Here is a 13,646-nt window from a genome sequence, read left to right on the forward strand (position 1 = left end):
GAGCATCATCATGTACGAACGCTTCACCGCCAGTGAAAACGGCGAACGGGTGCGCGCCGAGGCCCGCGATTTCATCGACAACTATCTTAAGCCGCTGGAAGCGGAGCACGATATCGGCTTCGAAAGCGAGCCGTCCATGGAACTGCTGCGGGGAATCTGGAAGGCATCCCGGGACGCCGGCCTGTACGGTGCTCAACTGCCCGAGGCTCAGGGCGGCCGTGGCCTGAGCGTTTATGACCAGTGCCTGCTCAAGGAAGACGTGGCCGCCTCCGGCGCCAAGCTGTCCGCGCACGTATTGGGCGAGCTGGGTGGCCCGGGCCGGGTCGGGCATTTGTTCCATATCGCCACGCCCGGACAGATGGAAAGTCATCTGCTGCCGGTGATTCGCGCCGAGCGCACCGTGTGCTTCGCGCTCACCGAACCGGACGCGGGCTCCGATGCCAGCAACCTGAGCACGCGGGCGGTTCGAGATGGCGACCACTACGTGCTCAACGGCCTCAAGCGTTATATCTCCGGGGCGCCCTACGCGGACTTCGCCATCCTGATGGCGGTCACCAACGGGAGCGCCGGTGCCCGGGGCGTGACCGCTTTCCTGGTCGATTTCGACCGCCCCGGGGTCACCGTCAGTTCGGACTACACCCCGATTTCCGGCAAGAACCAGCACGCCGATATCCGCCTGGAGGACGTGCGCATTCCCGCCACCCAGGTGCTCGGCGAGGAAGGACAGGGGTTCCGGCTCGGTATGTCGCGGATCACCGTGAACCGGCTGTTGCATTGCCCGACCATGACCGGTCTGGCGATCCAGTCCCTGGACGCCTCCGCCCGCTACGCCACCCGGCGCCGCCAGTTCGGCCAGCCCATCGCCGGTTTCCAGGCGATCCAGCACACCCTGGCGGACATGGCCACCGAACTGCACGCCGCCCGCTGCCTGATGCTGGACGTGGCGCGCCGCATCGACCGGGGCGAGGACACCCGCGAGGCGTCGGCGATGAGCAAGCTGTTCTGCTCCGAAAAGGCCTTCGCCATCGCCGACCGCGCCATTCAGGTGCACGGCGGCGTGGGCTTGATGCAGGGCAGCACCGTGGAGTGGGTGTTCCGGATGCTACGCATGTATCGGATCGTTACCGGCACCAGCGAGATCCAGCGCAACACCATCGCCAAGGGCTATCTGAAGCGCTACGCCGACGAGGGCCAATCGTCATGAACCGGCCGTTGGCGGGCACCACGGTGGTGGAACTGGCCGGGCTGCTGCCCGGCCCTCACGCCGGCCTGCTGCTGGCGCAGCTGGGCGCCGAGGTGATCAAGGTGGAACGCGCCGACGGCGGCGACGGCACCCGGGCACTGGGTGAGCGCGTTTTCGCCACCTATAACCGGGGCAAACGCTCCATCGCCGTGGACCTTAAAACGGAGCAGGGCGTGGACACCGTGCGTGCCCTGTTCGAGCGGGCCGACGTGGTGCTGGAAGGGTTTCGCCCCGGCGTTGCCGAGCGTCTGGGTATCGGTTGGCCTCAGGCGCGGGCCCTTAACCCGAAGCTGGTGTATTGCTCGATCAGCAGCTTCGGCCAGGATGGCCCTTATCGGGACCGCACCGCCCACGATCTTAACTGCCTGTCCCTGGCCGGCTATTTCGCGGCGCCCTCCCAGGTGGAGGATCGCATCGCCCGGCCCAAGGTGCGGCTGGCCGATTACGCCGCCGCCATGCACGCCACCCTGGGCGTGGTGCAGGCGCTGATGACGGTGCGGCTGGGCGGCAAGGGATGCCATCTGGACGTGGCGATCCAGGAATCGATCAGTGCCTGGTGTTTGCCCCATGCCCTGGCGGTGCGTGATGGCCAGCCCGGCGATATGGAGCACACCGGGGCGGTGATGCCCGATAACGACCTGTTTCGCTGCGCTGATGGATTGTGGCTGAGCCTGGGTATTTTCGAGAACCGCTATTGGGGCCAGCTCGCCGATCTGTTCGGTGATTGCTGCGCGGCGTTACGCGAGCCGGCCCTGCGTCGCAGGGCCGAGCGCATGGCCCGCAAGCGCGAGGTCCATGGTTTGCTGAAGACGCTGTTCGCCGGCCAGCCCCGGGGTCATTGGGCGCGCGCCCTGGATACCACCGATATTCCCTGGGCGCCGGTCTACGAACGGGACCAGGCCCTGGGCGACCCGCAACTGGTTCACCGGCAACTGACCGGGCCGCTGAACGGCGGCGACGGAACGGACCTGCGTCTGCCCATGCTGATCGACGGCCAGGCGCTGTGGTCGCCCCGGCCGGCGCCGGGGCTGGGCGAGCACACCGAGGAGATCCTGGCTGAACTGAATTCGTGAATCCGGCCCGGCGGCGCCGCCAAGCCGTCCTTTGTTACCCGAACCGCTTTCCGCGTGGTGCCCCGATGCGCCGCCCCGGGCAAGTCGTGTTCATAAAACCAAGAACGGAAAAATCTGGAGAGTTAAATGAAAACAAAAATCATACTGGCGCTGCCGGTTCTCGTTGCCGGCCTGACGCCGATGTGGGCCAGCGCTTTACCGGTGGCGGATGAAAAGCTGGAAATCTACGGCGCGCTGCGTCTGTCCGTGGACTACGCCGATTCGGACCTGGGCGACACACCGGAAAACCCTTCCGCCGGTCTGGTCGACGGCGGCCACAGTGTGTCCACCAACACCTCGCTGATCGGTTTTCGTGGACGTTACGGGCTTGGTGAGGGCTACGACCTGGTCTGGCAACTGGAACAGAACATCGACCCGGACTCACCCCGTGACCGTGGGCTGGGTAATCGGGATACCTTCGCCGGGTTTGATACACCGGCGGGGCTGTTCCGTTTTGGCATCATGGACACGCCCTACAAACGCAACGGTATCGTGCTGAGCCGCTTTACCACCACCGCGGCGGACCCCCAGGCGATTCTGGGTCGCGGCGGCGGCGGCAACCAGCGCCTTAGCCTGCGCGCGGAGAACTCGATTCGCTGGGATCGGAAGTTCCTCGACAAGCGCCTGGCGCTGGCACTGCAATACGGCGCCGGTCAGGAGGATACCGACGGCGTCACCGACAATAATGACTCCAGTATGTGGAGCGGTTCCGTCACCTGGCGGCAGGGCGGCCTGAGCGCCGGGGTAGGGTACTCGGATTGGTCGGAGCTGTACGCCGACGGCGACGTCAGCGGCCTGAATGGCGGCCTCAACTACCGTTTCGGCACGGTCACCGTGGGCGCCGTGTTCGACCGGCTGGAGGCCGACGAGGTGGCATACCTGAACCGGGACGCCTGGGGCGGTTTCGTGACCTGGGATATGCGCCGGGACATCACCCTGGGCGCTCAGTGGATGCATGCCGACGAATCCGACGCCGGTGACGATGAGGCCGATCAATACAGTCTGGTGGGCACCTGGCACGCGGCGCCTGCCCTGGATCTGTACCTGGCGGCCACCACCACGGTGAACCAGGGCGACAGCGGCCTCTACCGCAGCGCGGACTACGCCCACGGCGACCGGGTCAACACGGTGCCCGGCGGTGATCCGAAAGTGCTGTCCCTGGGGATGGCGTTCAAGTTCTGAGTAAACCGATCCGCGACCGGCGTCAGTCGCCGCCGGTCGCGTCGTCCGCCTCTGTCGGCGTGACCCGCAACAGGCGGATGGTGCGGCCGTCGGCGCTCAGCACGGTAAAGCGGAAGCCGCCCATTTCCACCGCTTCTTCCCGTTGCGGCAAGTGGCCGAAGCGCTGCATCACCAGGCCGCCGATGGTGTCGAACTCGTCGTCGCTGAAGCCGGTCTTGAAGTGTTCGTTGAATTCGTCGATCGGGGTCAACGCCTTGACGGTGTAGTCGTCGCCTTCCAGATCCTTGATCAGGTAGTCGTCGTCCTCGATGTCGTGCTCGTCCTCGATTTCCCCGACGATCTGTTCCAGCACGTCCTCGATGGTCACCAGGCCGGCGACGCCGCCGTATTCGTTGACCACGATGGCCATGTGGTTCTTGGTGATGCGGAATTCCCTCAGCAGCGAGTCCAGGCGTTTGGATTCCGGCACCACCATGGCCGAGCGCACATGGTCCTTGATCGAGAAGCGCTCCATTTTCACCGGTTCCAGAATCAGCGCCAGCAGGTCCTTGGCCAGCAGGATACCGATGATTTCGTCCGGGTCCTCGCCGAGCACCGGGAAGCGCGAGTGGGCGCAGTCGATGATGGTGGGCAGGAAGTCGCGCGGGTCGTCGGAGGCGCGGATGCTCACCATCTGGGAGCGGGGAATGAGGATTTCGCGCACCTGCATATCGGAGACGCAGATGGCGCCTTCAATGATGCCCAGGGTGTCGCCGTCGATGATGTCGCCGTCGCGCATGGAGCGCATCAGCGCCAGTAATTCTTCCCGGGAGCCGGGGGTGGAAGTGAAGAACTGGCCGACGCGCTCCAACCAACTTCGGCCAGCGGCGTTATCGGGGTAATCGTCCGACATCAGGGGTCGAGCTCCATGATTGCGTTGGAAGTCTGGTACGGGTCCGGGTAGCCCAGCTCGGCGAGGGCGCGGACTTCCAGGGCCTCCATGACCTCCGCGTCGCCATCGTCGATGTGGTCGTAGCCAAGCAGATGCAGAACGCCGTGGGTGACCATATGGGCCCAGTGGGCGTCCAGGGCTTTGTCCTGTTCGGCGGCTTCGCGGCGCACCACCGGGGCGCTGATCACGATGTCGCCAAGCAGTGGGTCGAAGGCGTCCTCGGGAAGGCCTTCGGGTGCCTCAAAGGGAAAGGAAAGCACGTTGGTGGGCTTGTCCTTGCCCCGGAACTCACGGTTGAGGGCGCGGATCTCGTCGTCGTCCACCACTCGCACGGTGATGTCGCCGATCACGCCGCCGGCCACTTCGGTGGCTTTCAGCGCCCAGGTCCGCAAGTCGGATTCGTCGGGGGCGTCCGGGGCGTCGCTGGCCCACTGGACCTCAACGCTGGGTGTCGGTATCCCGCTCATGACGGTCGTAGGCCTCTACTATGCGTTGCACCAGCGGGTGGCGGACCACGTCGCGGCTGTCGAAACGGGTGACGCCGATCTCGGTCTCGCCGTCCAGCACGTCCAGGGCGTTGACCAGCCCGGAGCGCTGATGGCGGGGCAGATCCACCTGGGTCACGTCGCCGGTGATCACCGCCTTGGAACCGAAGCCGATGCGGGTCAGGAACATTTTCATCTGCTCCGGCGTGGTGTTCTGCGCCTCGTCCAGAATCACGAAGCTGTTGTTCAGGGTGCGCCCGCGCATATAGGCCAGCGGCGCCACCTCGATCACCATGCGGTCCATCAGCTTGGCCACCTTCTCGAAGCCGAGCATCTCATAGAGGGCGTCGTAGAGCGGTCGCAGGTAAGGGTCGATTTTCTCCGCCAGGTCGCCGGGCAGAAAGCCCAGCTTCTCGCCGGCTTCCACCGCCGGGCGCACCAGCAGGATGCGCTGCACCTCGGCTTTTTCCAGAGCGTCCACCGCGCAGGCCACCGCCAGCCAGGTCTTGCCGGTGCCGGCCGGGCCGATGCCGAAATTGATGTCGAAGCGGCGCACCTTCTTGACGTATTCCCGCTGATGGCCGCCACGTGGCTTGATGCGCGCGTGCTTGGTGCGGATCACCACCTCGTCGCTGGGGAAGGCCACGGTGTTGTCCACCTTTTCCGCCAGCTCGGATTGCTGCAACTGCAGATGCACCATTTCCGGGGTCAGGTCGTCCACCTCGGCGGTCTGCGCGTAAAGATCGTTGAGCACCGTAGAGGCCGCCGCCACCGCCCGGGAATCGCCGGACAGATGGAAGACGTTGCCCCGGTTACGGATCTCGACGCTGAGGCGCTGGGCGATCTGCTTGATGTGCTCGTCCAGGCGCCCGCAGAGGCTGGCCAGACGGCGGGAGTCGTAGGGTTCGAGACTGACTTGCTGAGAAGCGGCTGGTGTGTCCAAAGTCGGGAAAATTGGCCCTTGGGGCTGTTGTGAATGCGTTCAGGATACTCCGAAGCCCTGCTCCGGGAAACCCTCCTGCGCGCACTCTAGCCCGCCCCCGGGGGGTGGGTAAAGGGCCGGCGGGCCGGGTGTTCAGCCGGGCCGCACCCGGGGGCCCAGGTCGCCGTCGCAGGTGACCGTCTGCAGGACCCGGGGCAGCAGGTAGAGGGTGTCGTCCCGGCGCGGCGAGAGCGCCTGCCAGGTGTCCCGGTCCAGTTCCACCTCCAGCACCCGGTCGCCCCAGCCCTGGGGCGTCAGTTCCAGGGTCACGGTGCCGCCGAACACGCTGCGGGCGGTCAGCTTCACCGGCAGGTGGGCGTGCTCGTCCGGGGCCGGGGCCAGGCCCGCCTCGTGGGGGCGCAGATACAGGGTCAGGGCGCCGTCCGGGCAGGCGCCGTGGGTGTCCAGGCGCAGCCGGGCGTCGCCGGCGCGCCAGGTGGTGCCGTCGTAGGTGCCCTCCAGCGCGTTGATATGGCCGAGGAAATCGAACACGAAGCGGCTGGCCGGGTGCTCGTAGACTTCCAGCGGCGAGCCCACCTGCTCCACCCGGCCCTGACTCATCACCACCACCTGGTCGGAGACCTCCATGGCCTCTTCCTGGTCGTGGGTAACGAACAGGCTGGTCACGTCGATCTGTTCGTGCAGGTGGCGCAGCCAGCGGCGCAGTTCCTTGCGCACCTTGGCGTCCAGGGCGCCGAACGGTTCGTCGAGCAGCAGTACCTCGGGTTTCAGCGCCAGGGCCCGGGCCAGGGCGACGCGCTGTTTCTGGCCACCGGACAGTTGCGCCGGGTAGCGGCCGGCCATGGTGTCCATCTGCACCAGTTCCAGCAGCTCGCGGACCCGCGCGCGAATGGCGTCCCGGGGCGGGCGCTCGGCGCGCGGCAGCATACGCAGGCCAAAGGCCACGTTGTCGGCCACGGTCAGATGCCGGAACAGGGCGTACTGCTGAAACACGAAGCCCACCCGGCGGCGGCGCGCGTCCAGGGTGGTGACGTCGCGGTCGTGGAAAAACACCCGGCCCCGGTCCGGGGTTTCCAGGCCGGCGATGATGCGCAGCAAGGTGGTCTTGCCGGACCCGGACGGGCCCAGCAGGCCCACCAGGCCGCCTCGCGCCACGTCCAGGCTGATGTCCTCAAGCGCGGTGAAGGCGCCGAAGGTCTTGCGGATCGATTCGACTCGGATACTCACGGGGTGGTCTCCTGGGCGGCGTCGAGTTTATGGTGCTGGCGCCATTCCAGCACCGTCTTGAGCAGCAGGGTGACCAGGGCCATGGCGGCCAGCAGGCCGGCGGCGGTGAACGCGCCCACGCTGTTGTAGTCCTCGTTGAGCATCTGGATCAGCAGCGGCAGGGTCAGGGTCTCGCCCCGGATCAGCCCGGACACCACGCTCACCGCGCCGAATTCGCCCACCGCCCGGGCGTTGGTCAGCACCACGCCGTAGAGCAGGGCCCAGCGAATCTTGGGCAGTGTCACGTACCAGAAGGTTTGCCAGCCGGAGGCACCCAGCAGCACCGCCGCTTCCTCCTCCTCGGTGCCCTGGGACTGCATCAGTGGAATCAGCACCCGGGCTACATAGGGGCAGGTGACGAACACGGTCACCATGACCATGCCCGGCAGGGCGAACATCAACTGCACGCCCAGGGTGTCGTCCAGCCACTTGCCGAAGGCGCTTTGCCCGCCGTACACCACCAGGTAGCACAGGCCGGCCACCACCGGGGACATGGCGAAGGGGATGTCGATCAGGGTGGTGAGCAGTTTACGGCCACGGAATTCGTAGCGGGTCACGCACCAGGCCAGCAGCACGCCAAACACCAGATTCACCGGCACCGTGATCAGCGCCACCACCAGGGTCAGCTTGATGGCGGCGATCATATCGGTGCTGGTCAGGTTGTCGGCCACCACCGTGGCGCCCTGGGAGAACGCCTGGACGGCGATCAGCACCAGCGGCAGCACCAGCAGCACCACCACGGCGCCCAGGGCGGCCAGAATCAGGGCCCATTGGTGCCAGTATCGAGGCATGCGCGCGCGGCTCCGTATTCGGGGAAAAAAACAGGGCCCCGATTCTATATTCCGGAACGGCAAAATAAAGCGCTGTTTTAGATCCTTTCGGCATCGCGTTAGATCGGCGGCTACCCGGACACCACCTTTTCTTACTTTCGCTTACATCCGTGGCGCCGGCCCATGGGTATCACCAATGGGACCCAGACGGTCCCGCGCGGGCTCCAGGCCCGACCGATACCGACTCAAGGAGAAAGGCATGAACGCGAAAGGCAAAGGTTTGTGGTGGATTTCGCCGTTGGCGATGGCGGTGGCTCTGGCCGCCTGTGGCGGCGACAGTGACAACGACCGCCCGGCCAGTGGTGATGATGGCGATGGCTTCCAGGCCGCGCCCCTGCTGGTGATGCACAACGGTGGCGGCATCGTGGGGCACATCGACCGGCTGGATGGCGACCTGAACGTGGTCGCCTCCTTCAACGCGGACGCCAACGAAGGCATCGCCCTGGATCTGCTGGGCAACCTGTATGCCGCCGATGACAGCGCCGGTGCTCCGAGCCGGCTGCAAGTCCTGCGCATGATCGCCGATCGCCAGGACGGTTCCAGCCCCAACGCCGCTCTGGACCGGGATTTCGAGGCCACCGGCTCGATGACCCTGAAAGGCATCGCCCTTGCCCATGAGGCGGGCCTGGTGATGGCCGCCAACATGGGCGGCAACAGCATCGAAGTGTACGGCACCGCCGCTGGCGCCGGCGCCACGCCGCTGGCCAGCACCGCCCTGTCCGGCAATGCCTGGGACCTGGCCTACGATGAGGCCGCGGACCGGGTGTTCCTGGCCATGACCAACGGTACCGTGATCGTCATCGACGACTATGTGAGCGGTGGTTTCCTGGGCACGCCTTCGCGCACCCTCACCCCGGACAGCGCCGGTGCCGTCTCCAACATTCACGGCATTGCCTACCGGGCCGACACCGATACCCTGGTGATCACCGACGTGGGCGACGCCGGCATCGCCGATGATGGCCGTCTCTACGTGATCGAAAACGCCGCCAGCGCCGACGGCACCGTGACCCCGTCCCGCACGCTGGCCGGCCCGGCCACTACCCTGGGCAACCCGGTGGATCTGATTCTGGACGGCGACACCGCCTACATCGCGGAGAAATCCAATGACGCGGTGCTGATTTACCGGAACGTCTTCACCGGCGGTTCCGGCGACCTGGCCCCGGATTTCAGCGTGGACAGCGTCAAACCGGAGTCCCTGGCTTTGCTGGTGGAGCCGGACGAGCGGGCGGATCTGTCCGACATCGACACCACCGGCACCACCTTCACCGGCGTGGCGGTGACCAGCAACCCGCCGGCCGCCCCCACCGACCCGGACGTAGTGATCCTGGACACCGGCCTGACCAGCCAGCAGCGTGGTTTCATCACCGCCCAGGACCGTGAAAGCCTGGCGTTCAACCAGGTGGGCGATGCCTACGTGACCTACGACACCGGCCTGGCCGTGATCAACCGTCTGGCCACCGGCCGTGACGGCGAAACCGCCAGCCCAAGCCGCGATCGCACCATCGAAGGCGCCAACACCGGCCTGTCCTCACCGAAGGGCTTCGACGTGGCCGACGGGCCCGGCTGGGTGCTGGTCACCGACCAGGGCGACCCGGCGGTGCGGGTGTTCGGCGGCCAGGCCGATGGCGACGTGGCGCCGCTGTTCACGACAACCCTGAGCGTGGCGCCCTGGGATCTGGATTATGACCCGGATGGCGACCGTCTCTATGTGGCCCTCACCGACGGCACCGTGGCGGTGTTCGATGATTACAGCGACACGCGCGGCGCCGCCGGCCCGGACCGCACCATCACCCCCGCCGAGGGCGGCACCGCCTTCGCCGCGCCCACCAACCTGCACGGCATCGTCCATGTAGCGGCCAGCGACCAGTTGATCCTGTCCGACGTGGGTAGCGGCGCCAACCCCACCGACGGCAAGCTCTACGTACTGGATAACGCCGCCAGCGCCGACGGCCTCACCAATGTGTCGGTGCGCATCGACGACAACGACAACAACGCCGTGGGCAACACCCTGCTCGGCAACCCGGTGGACATCGCCTTCGACGGCCAGCATCTGTACGTGGCCGAGAAGTCCCAGGGCAAGGTACTGCGTTTCGACAACATCCTGGACTCCGCCGGCGGTGACGTGGCGCCGTCACTGAGCTACGACCAGGCGTCGCCGGAATCGGTATCGCTGATCGCCGACTATCTGGGCCGCGCGCCGGAGTAAGCGCCGGGCGGGCCGTTTCGGCGGCCCGCTTGCCCCGCGCGTTGACAGTGTCTTCTCGTGCCGGCGGTCAGGATCGCGTGATACACCCCACCGTGATGCTCACGCCCCGGAAGCTGGCCATGGACGACGATCAACAACGGCAACAGGAACAAGGCGACGCCCTGATGCTGGCCTGCGCCGGCGGCGATGGCGCCGCGTTCCAGCGACTTTATTCCATCGAGGCACCGCGCATGCTGGCCCTGGCCCGCCGTTTCACCGGCGAGTCGGCGGCGGCGGAGGACGCGGTGCAGGACACCTTCGTCCAGGTCTGGCGCAACGCCCATCGCTTCCGGCGGGAGCGGGGCAGCGCCCGGGCCTGGCTCTACAGCCTGTTACGCTATCGGCTGATCAATCAACAGCGGCGTGGACGGCCCGCCGATCATCAGGCGTTGCCCGGCGACGACTGGCCGGACCCGGGCCTTTCCCCGGAGCAGTGTTCCCTGGAGGCGGACCGCGACCGGCGGCTGCGGGATTGCCTGCAAGGCTTGCGGGGCGATCGCCGGCGACCGATTCTGATGGCGTTCTATCATGGCTTTACCTATGAGCAGATCGCGGAAAGCCTGGCGGTGCCCCTGGGCACCATCAAAAGCCGGGTGCGATCCGGCCTGAAAGGCCTTCAGGAGTGTCTGCGGCTATGATTCCCCAGGATCAGGAAGAGCGTCGCCTGCTGATCGCCGAGTACGTGCTCGGCCTGCATCGCGGTGAGCGGGCGGTGGAGATCGAGCGCTGGCTGGCGGAGGACGAGGACGCCGGGCGGCTCGCCCGGCACTGGCGTGAGCATTGGCTGGGCGCCGCCGATCTTCTGCCGGCGCGGCGCCCGCCGGCCCGGCTGTGGCGGCGGGTGGCCCGGGAAACCGGCCTGTCCCGGCCCTGGTGGCACGCCGGCTGGGCCAGCGTGTCGGTGTGGCGCACGGTGAGCGCCGCCCTGCTGGTGGCGGTGGTGCTGCTGCTCGGGCCGCTGCGCCAGCCGGCGCCGATCTACACCGTGGTGCTGCAGGCGCCCGGCGAATCGGCCCGCCCGGGCTGGCGGGTGACCGTCTCCGACGGTGGCGATCTGCGGCTCACGCCGCTGGTGGAAGGGCAATACGCCGCGGACCGCAGCGTGCAGTTCTGGACCCTGGAAAACGAAGCCCCGGGGCCCCGTTCGCTGGGCCTGGTGGAGCCGGGCCGGAGTCTGGTGATTCCGGCCAGCCAGGTGGGGAGCGTGGAAAGCGGCCAGCTGTTCGAGCTGACCCTGGAACCGCAAGGCGGCTCGCCCAAGGACCGCCCCACCGGGCCGGTGTTGTTCATCGGACGGGCGGTGGAGATATAGAAGATAGCTGCAGCTTGCAGCTTGCATCGCGGCTAAAGCCGCTCCTACATGGATTAGCCGTTGCAGGAGCGGCTTCAGCCGCGATCAGCCCCCCTGCCAGCGCTTGATCAACCGCCCCTGCACCACCTGAATGCCGAACAGCAGCACCAGGGAGGCACCGAGGATCACCGAGGCCAGGGCGCTGGCGGCGGCGAAGTCGTACTCCTCCAGGCGGATGTTCACCAGCAGCGAGATGATCTCGGTCTCGAACGGCATGTTGCCGGCGATAAAGATCACCGCCCCGTACTCGCCCAGGCTGCGGGTAAAGGCGAGGGCGGTGCCGGTGAGCAGCGCCGGCATCAGTTGCGCCAGTACCACCTTGAAGAACGACGCCATCGGCGAGGCGCCGAGGGTGGCGGCGGCTTCTTCCACGTCCGGCGTCAGGTCTTCCAGCACCGGCTGCACCGCGCGCACCACGAACGGCAGGCTGGTGAAGCTCATCGCGATCATGATGCCCAGCGGCGTATACGCCACCGGGATGCCGATCGCCTCGAACCACTGCCCCAGCCAGCCGTTGGCGGCGAACAGCGCCGACAGGGTCAGGCCGGCAACGGCGGTGGGCAGGGCGAAGGGCAGGTCCACCAGGGCGTCCATGATGCGCCGCCCGGGGAAGCGGTAACGCACCAGCACCCAGGCCAGCAGCATGCCGACCACGGCGTTGATCAGGCTGGCGCCGGCGGCGGCCAGGATGGTCACCTTGAAACTGGCCAGGCTGCGCGGATCGCTGATCACCGACCAGTAGCGGTCCCAGGTCATGTCGCTGACGTGCAGCACCAGCCCGGACAGCGGCACCAGAATCACCAGACACACGAAAAACACGCTCAGCGCGAAGCTGAGCGTGAAGCCGGGCAGAACCGAGTGTCGGGTGCGGAGAACGGCCAACTAGCGCAGACTCCGTGCCTTGGCCTGCAGCTTGTCGAGCTCGCCACCGGAGGCGAAGTGGGTGTCCTGGGCTTCGGCCCAGGAGCCGAAGTAGTCCTCCACCTTGAGCAGCTTCACCGGCGGGAACTGGTCCTCGGTGGCCTTCACCACGTCCGGATGGTGGACCCGGTAGTTGAAGGTGGTGAGCAGCTGCTGGATGTTCTTACTGTACAGGTATTCCAGGTATTCGGTGGCGACCTCGCGGGTGCCGCGCTTGTCGACCACCTTGTCCACCACGGTGACCGGGAATTCCGCCAGCACGGACGTCTTGGGCACCACCACCTCGTAGTCACCGGTGCCGTACTGCTTGCGGATGTTGTTCACCTCGGATTCGAAGCTGATCAGCACGTCGCCGATCTCGCGCTCGGCGAAGGTCACGGTGGCGCCGCGGCCGCCGGAATCAAACACCGCCACGTTGGCCAGGAAGTGGGCCATGTAGTCGCGGATTTTTGCCTCATCGCCGTCAAAGCGCTCCTCGGCGGCCATCCAGGCGGCCAGGTAGGTGTAGCGACCGTTGCCGGAGGTCTTGGGGTTCGGGAACACCACGTCCACCCCGTCCTTCGCCAGGTCGTCCCAGCCCTGGATGTTCTTGGGGTTGCCCTTGCGCACCAGGAAGGCGGTGGTGGAGTAGTAGGGGCTGGAATTGTTCGGCAGCCGGGTGTTCCAGTCCTCGGGAATCAGGCTGCCCTTGTCGTGCAGCACGTTCACGTCGGTAACCTGGTTGAAGGTCACCACGTCCGCGTCCAGCCCCTGGAGGATGGCGCGGGCCTGTTTGGAGGAACCGGCGTGGGACTGCTTGATGGTGATGTCCTCACCGGTTTTTTCCTTCCAGTGGGCCTGGAACTCGGGGTTGTAGGCCTGGAACAGCTCCCGGGCGATGTCGTAGGAACTGTTGAGGATGGTCTGCTGGGCACCGGCCAGTGAGGCCACTGAAAGCAGAGCGGCGGTCAGCCAAACACGCATTGTCGGGCTCCTTGCGGATGAATTCGGAATTGGCGCTCAGTGTATATAACGGCAGGTTTAAATAAAGCGCCTGCTTAAACGGATTTGGAATTTGGATATGAGCGGGGGACGCCCGGCCGGATGTTGTTGTAGGAGCGACTAAAGCGGAGTGCCGCCCAGTCGCTCCTACAGCAT

13 protein-coding genes are annotated in these 13,646 nt (G+C 66.4%); 6 read left to right on the plus strand and 7 right to left on the minus strand.

Annotated features, from left to right (window positions below; translation table 11 throughout):
- Positions 1-10: 10 nt before the first annotated feature.
- The 3 genes from ACLD02_RS05500 (at position 11) to ACLD02_RS05510 (ending at position 3,537) form a co-directional block, all read left to right on the plus strand.
- Positions 11-1,204: an acyl-CoA dehydrogenase family protein gene (locus ACLD02_RS05500; protein ID WP_203102493.1), complete on the plus strand. Its 1,194-nt coding sequence runs from the start codon at positions 11-13 to the stop codon at positions 1,202-1,204.
- Positions 1,201-2,316, plus strand: coding sequence for a CaiB/BaiF CoA transferase family protein (locus ACLD02_RS05505; RefSeq protein WP_203102491.1), 1,116 nt, complete (start codon positions 1,201-1,203; stop codon positions 2,314-2,316). The genes ACLD02_RS05500 and ACLD02_RS05505 overlap by 4 nt, the downstream gene beginning before the upstream one ends.
- 126 nt (positions 2,317-2,442) lie before the next feature.
- On the plus strand, positions 2,443-3,537 hold the full coding sequence (locus ACLD02_RS05510; RefSeq protein WP_410298127.1) for a porin: 1,095 nt from the start codon (positions 2,443-2,445) through the stop codon (positions 3,535-3,537).
- A 22-nt stretch (positions 3,538-3,559) separates the two neighbouring features.
- Here ACLD02_RS05510 and ACLD02_RS05515 read toward each other — a convergent pair whose 3' ends face one another.
- The 5 genes from ACLD02_RS05515 to cysW all read right to left on the minus strand — a co-directional run bounded on the left by ACLD02_RS05515 (position 3,560) and on the right by cysW (position 7,953).
- Positions 3,560-4,429, minus strand: a complete 870-nt coding sequence (locus tag ACLD02_RS05515) for an HlyC/CorC family transporter (protein ID WP_203102487.1) — start codon at positions 4,427-4,429, stop codon at positions 3,560-3,562.
- Positions 4,429-4,935 carry an rRNA maturation RNase YbeY gene (gene ybeY / locus ACLD02_RS05520; protein ID WP_203102485.1) on the minus strand — a complete coding sequence of 169 codons (507 nt, stop codon included), beginning with the start codon at positions 4,933-4,935 and terminating at the stop codon, positions 4,429-4,431. Before ybeY ends, ACLD02_RS05515 begins: the two co-directional genes overlap by 1 nt.
- The gene (locus tag ACLD02_RS05525) at positions 4,907-5,896 is read right to left on the minus strand and encodes a PhoH family protein (RefSeq protein WP_203102483.1); all 990 of its coding nucleotides are present in this window, start codon (positions 5,894-5,896) and stop codon (positions 4,907-4,909) included. The genes ybeY and ACLD02_RS05525 overlap by 29 nt, the downstream gene beginning before the upstream one ends.
- 132 nt (positions 5,897-6,028) lie before the next feature.
- The gene (locus ACLD02_RS05530) at positions 6,029-7,123 is read right to left on the minus strand and encodes a TOBE-like domain-containing protein (protein ID WP_203102481.1); all 1,095 of its coding nucleotides are present in this window, start codon (positions 7,121-7,123) and stop codon (positions 6,029-6,031) included.
- Positions 7,120-7,953: a sulfate ABC transporter permease subunit CysW gene (gene cysW / locus ACLD02_RS05535; protein WP_203102479.1), complete on the minus strand. Its 834-nt coding sequence runs from the start codon at positions 7,951-7,953 to the stop codon at positions 7,120-7,122. The genes ACLD02_RS05530 and cysW overlap by 4 nt, the downstream gene beginning before the upstream one ends.
- Positions 7,954-8,191: 238 nt before the next feature.
- Here cysW and ACLD02_RS05540 point away from each other — a divergent pair, with 238 nt between their 5' ends.
- From ACLD02_RS05540 to ACLD02_RS05550, 3 genes are all read left to right on the plus strand, one after another.
- A complete protein-coding gene (locus ACLD02_RS05540) occupies positions 8,192-10,198 on the plus strand; it encodes a hypothetical protein (RefSeq protein WP_410298128.1) in 2,007 nt (668 codons plus the stop codon).
- 119 nt (positions 10,199-10,317) lie between these two features.
- Positions 10,318-10,875 carry an RNA polymerase sigma factor gene (locus tag ACLD02_RS05545; protein ID WP_203102475.1) on the plus strand — a complete coding sequence of 186 codons (558 nt, stop codon included), beginning with the start codon at positions 10,318-10,320 and terminating at the stop codon, positions 10,873-10,875.
- A complete protein-coding gene (locus tag ACLD02_RS05550) occupies positions 10,872-11,549 on the plus strand; it encodes an anti-sigma factor domain-containing protein (RefSeq protein WP_203102473.1) in 678 nt (225 codons plus the stop codon). The genes ACLD02_RS05545 and ACLD02_RS05550 overlap by 4 nt, the downstream gene beginning before the upstream one ends.
- An 84-nt stretch (positions 11,550-11,633) precedes the next feature.
- Here the strand turns inward: ACLD02_RS05550 and cysT are convergent, their stop codons facing one another.
- Complete coding sequence (cysT, locus tag ACLD02_RS05555; RefSeq protein ID WP_203102472.1) at positions 11,634-12,470, minus strand: sulfate ABC transporter permease subunit CysT; 837 nt, start codon at positions 12,468-12,470, stop codon at positions 11,634-11,636.
- Positions 12,471-13,472, minus strand: coding sequence for a thiosulfate ABC transporter substrate-binding protein CysP (cysP, locus tag ACLD02_RS05560; protein ID WP_410298129.1), 1,002 nt, complete (start codon positions 13,470-13,472; stop codon positions 12,471-12,473).
- Between the last annotated feature and the right edge of the window lie 174 nt (positions 13,473-13,646).

Source organism: Alloalcanivorax sp. C16-2 (genome assembly GCF_046507615.1).
GTDB lineage: Bacteria > Pseudomonadota > Gammaproteobacteria > Pseudomonadales > Alcanivoracaceae > Alloalcanivorax > Alloalcanivorax marinus_A.